Genomic DNA, 15,048 nt, shown 5'->3' on the forward strand with positions numbered 1-15,048 from the left:
GGCCATGGAGCCGACGAACCAGGAGCCCGAAGGCGACTACGGCTACGACGAGGTGCACGCCGACGTCCGCCGGCCGCAGCGCACCGAGTCGTCACCACAGCCCGAGCCCCGCCGCTCCCCGGCGCACCGCAACCCCGAGCTCGACCAGGACTACGGCTACGACGAGGCCCACTCCTTCTGAGCCCGCCGGATCGGCGCCACGGTCGGCACCGGGTCGTGGGTGAGGAAGTCGAGCACCAGCGCGTTCACCAGGTGCGGCTTCTCCTGCGTGAGGAAGTGCGACGTCCCCGGGACGACGGCGAACTCCGCGCCCGGGATGGCCTCGAACATCGCCACCGCGTGCTCGAGCGTCACCAGGTCGTCGTCCGAGAACATCACCAGGGACCGGGCGCGGATCTTGCCCAGCTCGGCGATGTCGAGGTGCGGCTCGGTCTTCATCAGCTCGCCGATCTTCGCGACGACGGTCGGGAAGTGCGCCTCGCCGTCCGGTGACACCTCGCCGTAGGACGTGCCGAGGAACTGCACCACCTGGTCGACGTCGAACTCCATGTCCGGCGTGGCCTCGCCGGACTTGTCGAAGCCGCCGCTGATCATCACCAGCCGGTTCACCAGGTCCGGGCGCTGGATCGCCACCTGCATGGCGATGAAGGCGCCGTCGCTGTGCCCGACCAGGTTCGCGGGGCCGCCGAGCACCTGGTCGAGGAAGGCGATCGTGTCGTCGGTCATCAGCTGGTAGGTGATCGGCCCCTCGACGTCCGCGGTGTGCCCGTGCCCTCGCCGCTCGGGGGTGTAGACGTGGAACCGCTCGGCCAGCGGCTCGAGGTTCGGCTCGAAGAACCGGGCGTCGACGAGTCCGCCGTGCAGCAGCACCAGCGGTGGGCCGTCCCCGTGCTCCTCGTACCAGGTGTTGACCGGTCCCGTCTGCACGTACGAAGCCATGTCCGCTCCCTCGGTCGGCCGACTGCACGGCTGGCCCGAGCCTCTCGCGCCGGAGCGCCTACGTCACGCGGGGGCGGCGGCGAGGCCGTCGAGCAGGCGGTCGGCCGCGGCGGCGAAGCGGGCGACGTCGCCGTCCAGGCGGGTGATCAGCATCGCGCCCTCCAGCCCGCCGAGGACCATCGCCGCGACGTCGTCCGGGCTGCCGGCCAGGCGCAGGCTGCCATCGGTGCCGCCCTGCTCGAGCACCTCGCGCAGCCAGCCGGTGTTGTGCGCGAAGAAGCCCGACACCGCGGCCTGCAGCGGCTCGGGCAGCGTCCGGTACTCGGCGGCGAGCATGCCGCACAGGCACATGCGGTCGCGGCTGAGCACGTCGAGGTAGAGGTCGGCGTAGCCGCGCAGCTTCGCCGCGGCGTGCGGAGCGGTCGTGTCCAGCTCGGCCAGGGCCGCGGCGAAGCGGGCGGCGTAGCGCTCGATGAGCGCCTGGCCGAGCTCGGCCTTGCCCTTGAAGTGGTAGTGCAGCGCAGCGCGGGTGATGCCCAGCTCTTCGGCCGCAGCCTGAACACCCGCCGCTGAGCGGCGGCCCTCCTCGAAGGCCCTCCTCGAAAGGCACTGCCATGACCCGCAAGATGGTCGACTGCCGCACCATGCCGAGCGAGATCGGCTGCACCCTCACGATCGCCGGCGAGGAGGAAGAGGTCCTCGACGCCGCCGTGATGCACGCCGTCGACAAGCACGGGCACGAGAACACCCCGGAGCTCCGCGAGCAGGTCCGGGCCGGCCTCACCGACGCCGAGCCCGCCCTGGCCTGACCCGCCCCCGGCGCTTTGTCGCGATCAAGTACGCGTACTTGATCGCGACAAAGCGCGCCTCAGGCGGGCACGGCGGCGGTCGCGCCGTCGCGGAGGACGCGGCGCAGGATCTTGCCCGCCGGTGACCGCGGCACCGCCTCGACGACCTCCACGTCGGCCAGCCGCTTGTAGCTCGCGGTGCGGACGGCGGCCCACTCGATCAGCTCGGCCGGGTCCAGGGCGCCGCGCGGGACGACGAACGCCATCGGCCGCTCACCGGTCCGCGCGTCCGGGCGGCCGATGACCGCCGCATCGAGGACGGCGGGGTGCGTGACGAGCAGCGCCTCGAGCTCGGCCGGCGCCACCTGGAAGCCGCTGACCTTGATCAGCTCCTTGACCCGGTCGACGACCACCACCTCGCCGTCCTCGGTGACCGTGCCCAGGTCGCCGGAGCGGAACCAGCCGCCGGCGTCGATCGCCGTCGCCGTCGCGGCCGGGTTGCCCAGGTAGCCGGCCATCACCTGTGGCCCGCGGAACCACAGCTCGCCGGTGCTGCCCGGCCCGAGGTCGGCGCCGGTGGCCGGGTCGACGATCCGCGCCTCGGTGTCCGGCACGAGCGTGCCCACCGCGCCGGGGGTGTGGCCGCGGCCGTCGCGGCGGCAGATCGACGCGACCGTGCTGATCTCGGTCAGCCCGTACGCCTGCACCACCGGGCGCCCGAGCCGGCGCGCGGCCTCCCGCTCCAGCTCCGCGGACAGCGGTGCCGAGCCGCTGACCACCAGCTGCAGCGAGGACAGGTCGTACCGGTCGACCAGCGGGGATCGGGCCAGCGCCAGTACCACCGGGGGTGCGCCCGGCAGGACGGTCGCCCGGTGCCGTTCGACCAGCTGCAGGGCCGCCTCGAGGTCGAACCTCGGCACGGTCACCACGGTCCCGCCGCCGGACAGCGTCAGCCCGATCTGGCAGAAGAAGCCGGCGACGTGGAAGAACGGCAGGACGCCGATGAGCACGTCGCCGTCCCGCACCGGCAGGAGCGCCGATCCCTGGCACGTGTTGGCGACCAGGTTGCGGTGGGTCAGCCGCACCCCTTTCGGCAGGCCGGTGGTGCCGGACGAGTAGGGCAGCAGCGCCACGTGGGTGGCGGGGGCCACCCGCACCGCGGGGCACGGGGCGTCGGCGGCCAGCAGCTCCGCGAAGGACGTCGTCCCGTCCGGGGCCTCCCCGGTGATGACGACGTCGGTCGCGCCGGCCGCGCGGGCCTTCTCGGCGAACGGTCCGACGGTGAGCACCGTGCGCGCCCCCGCGTCGCGCAGCTGGTAGGCGATCTCCTCCGCCGTCCAGAGCGGATTGACCGGCGTGACCGCGCCGCCGGCCAGCTGGGCGCCGAGCGCGGCGACCGGCCACTCCGGCAGGTTCGGGGCCAGGATCGCCAGGACGTCGCCGGGCCGGAAGCCGCGGGCGGCGAGCGCGCCGGCGAACCGGCGGACCAGGCGCTCGAGGGCGGCGTAGGAGACCGACCGGCCGGTCGGGCCGTCGACGTAGGCAGGCCGGTCGCCGCGCGCGGCCGCGCCGCCGAGCAGGAACGCCGGCAGGTCGACGTCCGGGACGGCGACCGGCGGGACGGGGCTGGGGATGATCGTCTGGGTCATGCCCCGATCCCACGCGCCGGAGGGCCTGTCGCGCCTCGGGGGACGTCCCTAACGTTTGCGGTCCATGACCCGCACGGTTCCGCATGCCGACCCGCTGCTGGAGCGGGAGGCGGAGGTCGAGGCGATCGTGGCCGCCCTCGACGGCGCCGCGACCGGCTGCGGCGGGGTGCTCGTGGTCGAGGGGCCGGCCGGGATCGGCAAGACGCGGCTGCTCGACGTCGCCCGCGCGGCGGCCGCCGACCGCGGGTTCCGGGTGCTCGCCGCCCGGGCCAGCCCGCTGGAGCGGGAGTTCGCCTTCGGGGTGGTGCGCGCCCTGCTGGAGCCGGTGCTGCGCTCGGCCTCCACGGTGGACCGGACGGCGCTGCTGGACGGCGCCGCGCGGCTGGCCGCCCCCGTGCTCGACGCCGGCGAGGCGCCGCCGGCGTCCTTCTCCGTGCTGCACGGCGTCTACTGGTTCGTGGCCGGGCTGGCCGAGCGGACGCCGGTGCTGCTCGCCGTCGACGACGCGCACGAGGCCGACGAGCCGTCGCTGCGGGCGCTGCGGCACCTGGCCCATCGGATCCAGGACCTGCGCGTCCTGCTCGCCGTGACCGCCCGTCCGTCCGAGCCGGGCAGCCGGCCCGGGGAGCTGCTGGACGACCTGGCGGCCGAGCCGGGGGCGGTGGTGGTCCGGCCCGGTCCGCTGTCGCCGGCGGCGATCGCGGTGGTCCTGCGCCGGGTGTTCGGCGCCGAGGGGCAGGACGGGTTCGTCACCGCCTGCGCCGAGGTGACCGCCGGCAACCCGCTGCTGCTCGACGCGCTGGCCCGCTCGCTGGCCGAGGCCGGGGTGGCGCCGACGGAGGAGCACGTCGCGGCGGTGTGCGAGCGGGCGCCGTCCATCGTCAGCGCGTTCGTCCTGCCCCGGCTGCGCCACCTGCCGGGCGAGGCGGTCGCGGTCGCCCGCGCGCTGGCGGTGCTGGGCGAGGGCGCCCGGCTGCGGCACCTGGCGGCGGTGGCGGGGCTGGACCCGGAGGCCGCGGCGCACGGCGTCGACCGGCTGGTCGCGGCCGAGCTCGCGGTGCCGGGGCCGGCGTTCGTGCACCCGCTCGTCGCGCAGGCGGTCGCCGACCACATGACGGCGGGCGAGCGGCACCGCGCCCACCGGGCCGCGGCCCGCGAGCTGGCCACCGACGGCGCCCCGGCCGAGGCGGTCGCAGCCCACCTGCTGGAGGTCGAGCCGCTGCGCGATCCCGACGCCGTCCGCCGGCTGCGCACGGCCGCGCGCGAGGCGATGGCCAAGGGTGCGCCGGACCCGGCGGTCGGCTACCTGCGGCGGGCCATGGCCGAGCCGCCGGACCCGGCGATCCGGCCCGAGGTGCTCTTCGAGCTCGGGGACGCCGAGACGCTCCAGGGACCGGCCGGCGGGCTGGACCGGCTGGCGGACGCGCTGGCGGTCACCACCGGGGCGACGGCGCGTGCCCGGGTGGCGCTGCGTCTGGCCCGCGGCCTGGAGTCGGCGTGGGAGCTGCCCCGGGCGCTGGGGGTGCTCCGCGCGGCGGTTCTCGAGGCGGATCGCGCTCCCGACCTCGACCCCGAGGTGCGGCAACGGCTGGAGGCCGAGTACGTCGGCGTCGCCCGGACGCGGCCGGAGCTGCGCGACGACGCGTTGCGCCGGCTGGAGCGGCTGCGGCCGGATGCCCGCGCCGACACCGTTGCCGGGTGCACGCTGCTCGCGGCCTCCGCGGTCGAGCGGCTGCAGGACCCGGGGGGCGTCGGGGAGGCGGTCGACCAGGCCAGGGCCGCTCTGCGCGGCGTCCTCCGGCCGGACCGCGCGGCCTTCGTCGTCGGCGTGCTCTACCAGGTGAACCCCGTGCTCGCGGCCGCCGGGGAGCTGGCGGACGCCTGCGCGGCCGCGGACGCCGCCGTCGCCGACGCCCGCCGCCGGGGTGCGCCGGTCGAGCTCGGTGCCGCCCTGGGCGCCCGCGCCGAGGTGACCCGCCGCCGGGGCGATCTGCTCGAGGCCGAGGCCGACATCCGGTTCTCGCTGGAGATGGCCCGGGGCGCCGCCGTCGCCTACCCGCAGCGGCTGATGCTGAGCTTCCTGCTGCCGCTGCTGGTGGAGCGCGGTGAGCTCGACGCCGCCGGCGCGGAGGTCGACGCGCTCTCCCGGCCGGTCCACCACGTCGCCCTGCTCACGGCCGTGGGCTGCGTACGACGGGCCCAGGGGCGGCCGGCCGAGGCGCTCGAGCTGCTCGAGGACGTCGGCGCCCGCCTGCACGACCGGGGCTGGCGGCACCCCGGGTGGCTGCCGTGGCGGACCGAGTCCGCGCTGGCCCTGCACGCGCTCGGGCGCGAGGCCGAGGCGCGGGAGCGGGCGAGCGAGGCGGTGGCCGCGGCCCGGCGGTACGCCGCTCCGGTGGAGACGGGGGTCGCGCTGCGCACGCTGGGTCTGCTCACCGACGACCTGGACGCGCTGCGCCGGGCCGTCGAGGCGCTCGGCGCCACCGCCGCGCGGGTCGAGCACGCGCGGGCGCTGGTGGAGCTCGGCGCGGCGCTCCGGCGGGCCAACCGGCGGACCGACGCCCGGGAGCCGCTGCGCGCAGGGCTCGACGTCGCCGCGCGGTGCGGCGCGACCGCGCTGGTGCGGCAGGCGGTGGAGGAGCTCGCCGCCGCGGGAGCCCGGCCGCGCACACCCCGGCGCACGGGGCTGGAGGCGCTCTCGCCCAGCGAGCGGCGGGTGGCCCGGCTCGCCGCCGAGGGGATGAGCAACCGCGACATCGCCCAGGCGCTTTTCGTCACGACCAAGACCGTCGAGGTCCACCTCTCCGGCGCCTACCGCAAGCTCGGCATCACCTCCCGCACCGAGCTGCCCGCCGTCCTCACCTGAGCCGGCCCTCCTCCTCCGCCTCAGGACGTACCCGGAGCTCGCCGTGCGCGCGGTTCCAGGGGCGGATGGGGGCCTTCCCCGATGGCCGGCCGGGGTGCCCCGCCGCCAGGCTTCCCCGCGGCGGTGTTCGGGCTGGCCCGACCGCCGACCGGCCAGGTGGCGGGATGGGCGCGCGCCCCGCCCGACGGCAGATTCGACGCGGCGAAACCGCAGGAGACAGGGGAGGCAAGGACGTGCAACAGAATCTGGCGGCGCGCATGGGGCGGTGGAGCGCGCGGCACCGGCGGACGGCGGTGCTCGGCTGGCTGGCGTTCGTCGCCCTGGCCATCACCCTCGGCAGCCTGATCCCGCGGGCCGAGCTGACGCGGGCGGAGTCCGAGATCGGCCCGACCGCGCAGGCGCAGCGGATCCTCGACGCGCACGGCTGGGAGGAGCCGGCGTCGGAGATGGTCCTCGTCCAGCGGGCGGACGGCGTCCCCGAGTCGGCGGCGACCGCGGCGCTGACCGACGTCGTCGACACGCTCGGCCGGACCGCGGACGTGACCGACGTGGCCAGCCCGCTCTCCGGCGCGCCGCTGGTGTCCGAGGACGGCCGGTCCGCGCTGGTCACCTTCGACATCGCCGGCGACCCCGAGGACGCCGACACGAAGATCGGCCCGATCCAGGACGCGGTGAGCGCGGTCGCCGACCGGCACCCCGACGTCCGGGTGGAGGAGTTCGGCGGCACCAGCGCCGACGCGGCCCTGAACGAGGCGCTGGACGCCGACTTCCAGCGCGCCGAGTACCTGGCGATCCCGATCACCCTCGCCGTCCTGCTGCTGACCTTCGGCGCGATCGTCGCCGCCCTGCTGCCGCTGGCATTCGCGCTGACCGCGTTCGTCGGGGCGCTGGGGCTGCTGACCGTCGCCAGCCAGATCTGGCACGTCAACGCCACCGCGCAGACGGTCATGCTGCTGATCGGGCTCGCCGTCGGGGTCGACTACTCGCTCTTCTACCTCAAGCGCGAGCGCGAGGAGCGGGCCCGCGGCGCCGGTCCGGTCGACGCGTTGGACATCGCCGCGGCGACGTCCGGCCGGTCGGTGCTGATCTCGGGCCTGACCGTCATGGTCGCCATGGCCGGGGTCTTCCTCACCGGCTCGGCGATCTTCACCGGGATCGGCGTGGCCACGATCCTCGTCGTCGCCACCTCGGTCCTCGGGTCGCTGACCGTGCTGCCGGCGCTGATGAGCTGGCTCGGCGACCGGATCGAGAAGGGCCGCATCCCGGTGCTGCACCGCCGCACCGCCGGGCCGTCGCGGTTCTGGTCGGTCGTGCTCGGCGCGGTGCTGCGCCGGCCGGTGGTCGCGGCCGTGGTCGCCGGCGGCGCGCTGGTCGCCCTCGCCGTCCCGACGGCGGGCCTGCAGCTGCGCAACGAGGGCATCCGCGACCTGCCGCAGGACCTGCCGGTGATCCAGACCTACCACCGGATCGGCGCGGCGTTCCCGGGCGGCTCGTCGCCGGCCGAGGTGGTCGTCGAGGCGCCGGACGTCGCCGCGCCCGAGGTGCAGGCCGCCATCGGCGAGCTGCGCGCCCGGGCGCTGGAGTCAGGCCGGATGAACGAGCCGATCGGCGTGCAGACCAGCAGGGACGGCGAGGTCGCGGCGGTGTCGGTGCCCCTGGCCGGGGACGGCGAGGAGCGGGCGTCGGTGGACGCGCTGCACGAGCTGGAGGCCATCGCCGCCGACACAGTCGGCCGGGTGGAGGGCGCCACCGCCGTCGTCACCGGCGACACCGCCGGGTCGGTGGCCTTCCGCGACCTGATCGCCGAGCGGACGCCGTGGGTGTTCGCCTTCGTGCTGGTGCTGGCGTTCGGGCTGCTGCTGGTCTCGTTCCGCTCGGTCGTGGTCGCGGTGACCGCGATCGTGCTCAACCTGCTCTCCGTCGCGGCCGCCTACGGCACGCTGGTGCTGGTGTTCCAGCACGGCTGGGGCGGCTCACTGATCGGACTGGACTCCACCGGCGCGATCGTGACCTGGGTGCCGCTGTTCCTGTTCGTGATCCTCTTCGGGCTGTCGATGGACTACCACGTCTTCATCCTCAGCCGGATCCGCGAGGGCTACGACCGCGGTCTGTCCACCCGCGCGGCGATCGCCAACGGCATCACCTCGTCGGCCGGGGTGGTGACCAGCGCGGCGATCATCATGGTGTTCGTCTTCGCGACCTTCGTGACGCTGTCGACGACCAACATGAAGCAGATCGGGCTGGGGCTGGCCGTCGCGGTGCTGCTGGACGCCACCGTCGTCCGTGCGCTGCTGCTGCCGGCGGTCATGCAGCTGCTCGGCGACCGCAACTGGTACCTGCCGCGGTGGCTGAACTGGCTGCCGAGGCTGTCTCACGAGCCGGTGCCGGCGCCCTCGGTGGAGGTCCCCCGGCCGCGTGTGGACGAGCCGCTGGTCCTCACCCGGGACTGACGGCCACGATCAGCTGAGCTCACCGCAACGCGTCCTGGCTCACGGTGCACCGTGAGCCAGGACGCCGTGGGATCAGCTCAGCTGATCGTGACCGGCCCACTACCGTGCGGGTGTGATCATGGTTGCCGCCCTCGCGGGCGCCGCGCTGCTCGGCGCCCTCGCCGTCCTCCAGTTGCTCCTCGTCGCCGGGGCGCCGCTGGGCCGGTTCGCCTGGGGCGGGCAGTACGCCGTCCTGCCGACGGGCCTGCGGATCGGCAGCGCGGTCGCCATCGCGCTGTACGGGCTCTTCGCCGTCCTCATCCTGCAGGCGGCCGGCGCTGTCGCCGTCCTGCCCGACGGCCTGGCCGACGTCGCCATCTGGGTGCTGACGGCCTACTTCGCGGTCGGCATCGCCATGAACGCGGCCTCGCGCAGCCGCCCCGAGCGCCTGGTGATGACGCCCGTGGCGCTGGTCCTGGCCGTCGTGTGCCTGGTGCTGGCCCTGCGGTGACGGCGGCCCGGGTCACCCGCGGCTGACGTTGATCCGGGTCGGCTCGGACGGCGGCGGCTCGGCCACGGGGATCCGGACCTCGAGGATGCCGTCCCGGTAGGACGCCGAGATGTCGCCCTCGGTGGCGCCCTCCGGGATCGGCAGCGAGCGGGTGAGCGTGCCGTGGCGCAGCTCGCGGCGGGAGTACTGCCGGTCGGCGCTGTCCTCCTCGGCCCGCCGCTCCGCGCTGATCCGCAGCATCCCGTCGCCGGCGGTGATCTCGACGTCCCGGTCGGGGTCGATGCCGGGCAGCTCGGCGCGGACGACGAGGGTGTCGCCGTCGCGGTACTCGTCGACCCGGATCAGGTCCTCCCCGTGCCCGGGCCACTCCGGGCGCCGCGTCGGCAGGGTCCGGAACCACTCCTCGAACATGCGGTCGAGCCGGCCGAACGGCGGCGGCCACTCGCTCCTGCGGCGTTGCTCGGTCATGCGACCGCTCCTCTCGTCAGAGCGGGAAGGAGACGTACTTCGTCTGCAGGTACTCGGCGATGCCCTCGTGGCCGCCCTCGCGGCCGATGCCGCTCTGCTTCACGCCGCCGAACGGCGCCGCCGGGTCGCTGACCACGCCGCGGTTGACGCCGACCATGCCGAACTCGAGCGCCTCCGACAGCCGCAGGCCGCGGGCGAGGTCGCCGGTGTAGACGTAGGCGACCAGGCCGTACTCGGTGCCGTTGGCGTTCGCCAGCACCTCGTCGTCGGACTCGAACGTCACGATCGGCGCGACCGGCCCGAAGATCTCCTCCTCGGTCGCGGCCGAACCGGCGGGGACGTCGAGCAGCACGGTCGGCGGGTAGAAGTACCCCGGCCCGTCCGGCCGTTCGCCGCCGATCACGGTGCGGGCGCCGGCGCCGACGGTCTCGCGGACGATCCGCTCGACCTTCTCGACGGTGTCCTCGTTGACCAGCGGGCCGAGGCCGACGCCGTCCTCGTCGCCGCGGCCGACCTTGACCGCGCCCATCTTCTCGGCCAGCTTGCGGCCGAACTCCTCGGCGACCGGCGCCTCGACGTAGAACCGGTTGGCCGCGGTGCACGCCTCGCCGCCGTTGCGCAGCTTGGCCAGCATCGCGCCGGCCACGGCCGCGTCGAGGTCGGCGTCGGCGCAGACGATGAACGGCGCGTTCCCGCCCAGCTCCATCGAGCTGACCAGCACCTGATCGGCGGCCTGCTTGAGCAGGACCCTGCCGACCTCGGTCGATCCGGTGAAGCTGATCTTCCGCAGCCGTGGGTCGGCCATCGCGCCCTTGCTGACGTCGCTGGCCTTGCTGGTGGGCAGCAGGTTCACCACGCCGTCCGGCACGCCCGCCTCGGCGAGCAGCTCGGCCAGCAGCAGCGCGGTCAGCGGGGTCTCGGCGGCCGGCTTGACCAGCGACGTGCAGCCGGCGGCCAGCGCGGGGCCCAGCTTGCGGGTGAGCATCGCCGCGGGGAAGTTCCACGGCGTGATCAGCAGGCAGACGCCGACCGGTTGCCGGGTGACGACGGTGCGCGTGCCGCCGGCCGGCGCGATCCGGTAGTCGCCGTCGATGCGCACGGCTTCCTCGGAGAACCACCGGAAGAACTCCGCTGCGTAGGTCAGCTCGGCCTTGGCGTCGGGCAGCGCCTTGCCGTTCTCGCGGACCATGAGCAGCGCGATGTCGTCCGCGCGGTCGTGCATCGCCTCGAACGCGCGGCGCAGGATCTCCGAGCGCTGGCGCGGCGGGGTCGCCGCCCACTCCGGCAGCACGGCGTAGGCCGCGTCCATGGCGGCGGCGGTGTCGTCGGGCGTCGCGTCGGCGACCCGCGCCAAGGACGACGCATCGGCGGGGTCGTGCACCGCGAACGTCGCGCCGCCGGCGGCCGGGCGCCACTCGCCTCCGATGTAGAGGCCGGTCGGGACGGGGCGGGTCAGGCCCGGGATGTCGGCGTACAGATCGGCCATGGTGACCTCCTCCGCTGGGGTGCCCCCATCCTGCGCCTGCCCGCCGGACCGGTGCAGCGCGATCAGCCGGTGGGGACGACGTCCCGGCCGGCGGAGGCGAGCACGAGCGCGGCCACCGCGGCGGGGTCGTCGGCCATGGGGACGTGACCGCACCCCGGCAGGTTCCCCACCCGCGTGCCCGGCGGGAGCTGGTCGGTCCGGCGGTACGCCCGGCGGATCAGCAGGCGGTCCCGCGAGCCGAAGGCGACGGTCACCGGCGCGCGCAACGGCACCCCCGCCGCGTAGTGCCGGTGCAGGGTCGCGGCGAAGGCGGCGTCGAACCCGGGCGCCGTCGCGAGGGCCCGGACCGCGCCCTTCGCCCGCGCCGGGCTCATGCGGGCGGGCCGGCCGTGGGTCTGCCCGAGGACGGCGATGCGGCCCGCCCGGGACTCGACGGCGCGCTCGAGCAGCCGGCCGGCGTGCAGGGACATCCAGCGGGAGGCGCGCAGGCTGACCCGGCAGTACAGCGGGGTGTCGCCGCGCCACATCCCGGCCGGGGACAGCAGGGTCACCGAGGCCAGCGGCCGCAGCGCCGCGAGCTCGAGGGCCACCCAGCCGCCGAGCGAGTTGCCGGCCACGTGCGGGACCTCGAGGCCGAGGTCGTCGAGCAGCCCGGCGACGGCGGCGGCGAGCGCTCGCGGGCTGGGCTCGCCGGTCAGGGGCGGGGAGTCGCCGAAGCCGGGCAGGTCCACCGCGACGACGTCGCAGTGCTCGGCGAGGGCCGGGAGGACCGGGTCCCAGGCGGCCCGGGACGAGCCGAGGGCGTGCAGGAGCACCAGCGGCGCGCCGGATCCTCTCCGGCTGAAGGCGAGTGCGGTCATGACGGCGTCCTCCCATGTGCGGTGGTGCCAGGAAGACGCGCGACCGGGCGCCGATGTGACAGCGCCCGGTCGCTAGAGGGATGTGGGATGAGGGGCGGGGGGCCGGTCCTGACGGTCTGGCCGCGTTGGTCGGTCCACCGAGCAGTCGGTGGCCACTCATTGCCGGCTACCCCCGCCCACACACACTGTGAGCGCCGTCACTCGCGCGGGTCAACCCCCGTCGGCGTGTCCAATCGCCCCGGGCGTGTCGCCGGACTTTCCGCGCCGAAAGTCCGGAGGAACGAGGGACTTTCGGCGCGGAAAGTCCCTAGCCGACGCGGCGGAGGACGGCGGGGGAGAGCTGGTCGACGCGGGTGTGGCCGGTCAGGCCGAGGGTCAGGTCGAACTCGCCGAGCACGTCCTCGATCACCTGCCGGACGCCGGCCTCGCCCGCCAGCGCCAGCCCCCACGCGAACGGCCGGCCGAGCAGCGCGGCGCGGGCGCCCAGCGCCACGGCGGTGAAGACGTCGGCCCCGCTGCGGATCCCGCTGTCGATCAGCACCGGCACCTGGTGGTCGACCGCGGCCACGACGTCGGGCAGCGCGTCCAGGGCGGCGATCGAGCGGTCCACCTGCCGGCCGCCGTGCGTGCTCACGACCACGCCGTCCACGCCCTCGTCCACGGCCCGCCGGGCGTCGTCCGGGTGCAGGATCCCCTTGAGCACGATCGGCAGCCGCGTCCGCGCGCGCAGCCACGCCAGGTCGGCCCACGAGATCGACGGCCGGGAGTAGATGCCGAGGAAGGTCTCGACGGCGGCCCGCGGCAGCGGCGAGCGGAGGTTGTCCAGCAGCGGGCCCGGCCAGGCCCGCGCCATGCCCACCAGCGCCCGGACGGCGGACGGCGTCGGGAACGGCTGGCGGTCCCGCGCCGCGGAGGCGCCCGCGTCGACCGGCGCGGGCGTGCCGGCGACCCGCTGCTCGACCAGCCGGCGGAACACCGGGTCGGAGGTGTACTGCGCGATGCCCTTGCCGAGCGCGAACGGCAGGTGGCCCAGGTCCAGGTCGCGCGGCCGCCAGCCGAGCATCGTGGTGTCGAGGGTGACCGCGACCGCGTCGCAGCCGGCCGCCTCGGCGCGGGCCAGCAGGCTCTCCACCAGCTCGTCGGACGTCGACCAGTAGAGCTGGAACCAGCGCGGCGCGTCGCCCATGGCCGCGGCGCAGGTCTCCATCGGCACCGACGCCTGGTTGGAGAAGACCATGGGCACGCCGGTCGCGGCGGCAGCCCGGGCGACGGCGAGGTCGGCCTCGCGGTCGACCAGCTCGAGCGCGCCCACCGGCCCCAGCAGCAGCGGCGCGGGCAGCCGCCGTCCGAACAGCTCCACCGAGGTGTCCCGGGCGCTGGAGTCGCGCAGCACCCGCGGCACGATCGCCCACCGGTCGAACGCCGCCCGGTTGGCCCGCTGGGTCGCCTCGTCGCCGGCGCCGCCCGCGACGTAGGAGTAGGCACGCGGGTTCAGCTTCCGCTTCGCCAGCCGCTGCAGGCCGCGCGCCGTCGTCGGCACGCGCGGACGCCGTCCGTACACGCCCGCGCGGTAGATCGCGTCCTGCCGCCGCCGTCCCATGCCCGCTGCCGAGTCCACAGCGGCACCGTAGTGAGCACCGGCCCGGCGGGCTCCCGGCCCCCTTTCTGCCGACACGCCGCACGACACGCCCACGGGGACCGTGACGGCCGGACGACGTTCCGTCACACCCGTGCACAATGGGCGGGCCGGCAGCTCAGGGGGGATCCCGCAGCAGGGAACAGGGCGCGCGGCAGCAGTTCGAGGGGGACGCCGTGCCGGCCAGGCCGACGCTGACGAGTGCGCGCAGGACGGCGGGACTGCTGGGGCTGCTCCTCGGCGCCGGCGTCGCGCTGGCCCCGGCTGCCGCGGCCGTCGACGACCTCACGAAGCCGGACTACCGGGTCACCTCCGGGCCGAGCTGCCACCCCGGCGGCGTGCAGATCGAGGTCACGGCCGGCACCGTGCCCTACGCGGTGGTGCTCGCGACCACCCGGCGGCCGGACGGCGAGGACTCCGCCGAGCTGACGCCCGGGCAGACCGTCCTGCTGCGGACCGGCGACGTCGGCTGGGGCGAGACCATCGACAGCCGGCTGGAGTTCACCGCGCTCGACGGCTCGGGGGAGACCTTCGCCGACGACCTGGTGCCGTTCAGCTTCACCCGGCCCGCCGAGGAGGACTGCGCCGCGATCGCCCCGCCCGGGGCGGGTGCGTCGCAGGCCCCGGCGACCGTGCCCGGGCGGTCGGCGGAGGACGCGGAGACCACGAGCGGCGGCGTCGCGGCGGAGGCGCCGGCCGGGGGACTGGACCTGCAGGCCGACGTCGCCGTCGCCGACGTGCCGGGGACGCCGGCAACCCCGCAGGGGCCGCCCTGGGCTCTGGCGCTCGCCGGGATCTCGCTGGTCGGCGCCGCGGGCGCGCTGGTGCGCGAGGGCGCCCGCCGGCACCGCCGGGGCGCGCCGACGGCAGGCGCCTGACGCCGCGCCAGGGAAGGATGGGACCGTGCACCCGGCCGAGGACGCGCTGGCGCGCGGGATACCCCGCGACACCTCCAGCCTTCCCGGCGCGGACCCGCGGCCGGCGGAGACGTGGCTGCGCATCGTCCAGGTGCACGACCGCATCACCCACCGCGTGGACTCCGCGCTGCACCGCCAGCACGGCCTGTCGCTGACCGGCTTCGAGGCGCTGCGGCTGCTCGCCGAGTCGCCGGGGGAGCGGGCCAGCATGGGCGAGGTCGCCGAGGCGCTGGGCCTGTCCCGCCCGGGCGTCACCAGCACGATCACCCGCCTGGTCGACGAGGGGCTCGTCGTCCGCGAGCGGGCCGAGGGCGACAAGCGGCTGCTGCACGCCCGGCTCACGCCGGCGGGGCGGCAGCGCGTCGACGCCGCCGTCCGCACGCACGACGACCTGGTCGCCCACCTGCTCACCCTGCTCGGGGACGACGCCGCCGTCGTCACCGACGCGCTGGCCCGGGTCTCGGCGGCCGCGCGCTCCCGCCGCTGACCGACCGTCACG

At 75.8% G+C, this 15,048-nt stretch carries 14 protein-coding genes and 1 pseudogene; 7 read left to right on the plus strand and 8 right to left on the minus strand.

Annotation, left to right across the window (positions count from 1 at the left end):
- Nucleotides 1–4 precede the first annotated feature (4 nt).
- Nucleotides 5–181 (plus strand): hypothetical protein, encoded by a 177-nt coding sequence (locus AB3388_RS01230; RefSeq protein ID WP_495408936.1) that lies wholly within the window; start codon nucleotides 5–7, stop codon nucleotides 179–181.
- On the opposite strand, the gene AB3388_RS01235 is transcribed toward AB3388_RS01230, so the two are convergent.
- From AB3388_RS01235 to AB3388_RS01245, 3 genes and pseudogenes are all read right to left on the minus strand, one after another.
- A complete protein-coding gene (locus AB3388_RS01235; RefSeq protein ID WP_495408937.1) occupies nucleotides 157–939 on the minus strand; it encodes an alpha/beta fold hydrolase in 783 nt (260 codons plus the stop codon). The two genes, AB3388_RS01230 and AB3388_RS01235, sit on opposite strands and share 25 nt — an antisense overlap.
- Nucleotides 940–1,002: 63 nt before the next feature.
- Nucleotides 1,003–1,413, minus strand: a complete 411-nt coding sequence (locus tag AB3388_RS01240) for a TetR family transcriptional regulator C-terminal domain-containing protein (protein WP_495411425.1) — start codon at nucleotides 1,411–1,413, stop codon at nucleotides 1,003–1,005.
- A gap of 15 nt (nucleotides 1,414–1,428) precedes the next feature.
- Nucleotides 1,429–1,500: pseudogene (locus AB3388_RS01245) on the minus strand (TetR family transcriptional regulator); the annotation flags it as partial.
- Nucleotides 1,501–1,553: 53 nt separating this feature from the next.
- Between AB3388_RS01245 and AB3388_RS01250 the strand changes: the two are divergent.
- Nucleotides 1,554–1,748, plus strand: coding sequence for a DUF1059 domain-containing protein (locus tag AB3388_RS01250; RefSeq protein ID WP_495408938.1), 195 nt, complete (start codon nucleotides 1,554–1,556; stop codon nucleotides 1,746–1,748).
- A 59-nt stretch (nucleotides 1,749–1,807) separates the two neighbouring features.
- Here AB3388_RS01250 and AB3388_RS01255 read toward each other — a convergent pair whose 3' ends face one another.
- Nucleotides 1,808–3,376 (minus strand): AMP-binding protein, encoded by a 1,569-nt coding sequence (locus AB3388_RS01255; protein ID WP_495408939.1) that lies wholly within the window; start codon nucleotides 3,374–3,376, stop codon nucleotides 1,808–1,810.
- A gap of 64 nt (nucleotides 3,377–3,440) precedes the next feature.
- On the opposite strand from AB3388_RS01255, the gene AB3388_RS01260 reads away from it, so the two are divergent.
- The 3 genes from AB3388_RS01260 to AB3388_RS01270 all read left to right on the plus strand — a co-directional run bounded on the left by AB3388_RS01260 (nucleotide 3,441) and on the right by AB3388_RS01270 (nucleotide 9,182).
- Complete coding sequence (locus AB3388_RS01260) at nucleotides 3,441–6,242, plus strand: helix-turn-helix transcriptional regulator (RefSeq protein WP_495408940.1); 2,802 nt, start codon at nucleotides 3,441–3,443, stop codon at nucleotides 6,240–6,242.
- A gap of 233 nt (nucleotides 6,243–6,475) precedes the next feature.
- Nucleotides 6,476–8,692 carry an MMPL family transporter gene (locus AB3388_RS01265; protein ID WP_495408941.1) on the plus strand — a complete coding sequence of 739 codons (2,217 nt, stop codon included), beginning with the start codon at nucleotides 6,476–6,478 and terminating at the stop codon, nucleotides 8,690–8,692.
- 118 nt (nucleotides 8,693–8,810) lie between these two features.
- Entirely contained in the window at nucleotides 8,811–9,182 is a 372-nt protein-coding gene (locus AB3388_RS01270; RefSeq protein ID WP_495411426.1) for a hypothetical protein, read from the plus strand.
- A 12-nt stretch (nucleotides 9,183–9,194) separates the two neighbouring features.
- On the opposite strand, the gene AB3388_RS01275 is transcribed toward AB3388_RS01270, so the two are convergent.
- The 4 genes from AB3388_RS01275 to AB3388_RS01290 form a co-directional block, all read right to left on the minus strand.
- Nucleotides 9,195–9,650, minus strand: a complete 456-nt coding sequence (locus AB3388_RS01275; protein WP_495408942.1) for an Hsp20/alpha crystallin family protein — start codon at nucleotides 9,648–9,650, stop codon at nucleotides 9,195–9,197.
- A gap of 16 nt (nucleotides 9,651–9,666) precedes the next feature.
- Nucleotides 9,667–11,136 (minus strand): NAD-dependent succinate-semialdehyde dehydrogenase, encoded by a 1,470-nt coding sequence (locus AB3388_RS01280; protein WP_495408943.1) that lies wholly within the window; start codon nucleotides 11,134–11,136, stop codon nucleotides 9,667–9,669.
- A gap of 62 nt (nucleotides 11,137–11,198) precedes the next feature.
- Nucleotides 11,199–11,996, minus strand: coding sequence for an alpha/beta fold hydrolase (locus tag AB3388_RS01285; protein WP_495408944.1), 798 nt, complete (start codon nucleotides 11,994–11,996; stop codon nucleotides 11,199–11,201).
- Between the two features lie 307 nt (nucleotides 11,997–12,303).
- Nucleotides 12,304–13,614 (minus strand): alpha-hydroxy-acid oxidizing protein, encoded by a 1,311-nt coding sequence (locus AB3388_RS01290; RefSeq protein WP_495408945.1) that lies wholly within the window; start codon nucleotides 13,612–13,614, stop codon nucleotides 12,304–12,306.
- A 194-nt stretch (nucleotides 13,615–13,808) separates the two neighbouring features.
- Here AB3388_RS01290 and AB3388_RS01295 point away from each other — a divergent pair, with 194 nt between their 5' ends.
- Together AB3388_RS01295 and AB3388_RS01300 are read left to right on the plus strand one after the other, a co-directional pair.
- Nucleotides 13,809–14,510 carry a hypothetical protein gene (locus tag AB3388_RS01295; RefSeq protein WP_495408946.1) on the plus strand — a complete coding sequence of 234 codons (702 nt, stop codon included), beginning with the start codon at nucleotides 13,809–13,811 and terminating at the stop codon, nucleotides 14,508–14,510.
- 25 nt (nucleotides 14,511–14,535) lie between these two features.
- Nucleotides 14,536–15,036, plus strand: coding sequence for a MarR family winged helix-turn-helix transcriptional regulator (locus tag AB3388_RS01300; RefSeq protein ID WP_495408947.1), 501 nt, complete (start codon nucleotides 14,536–14,538; stop codon nucleotides 15,034–15,036).
- Nucleotides 15,037–15,048 lie beyond the last annotated feature (12 nt).

The organism is Geodermatophilus sp. SMS 5-13 (assembly GCF_059428245.1).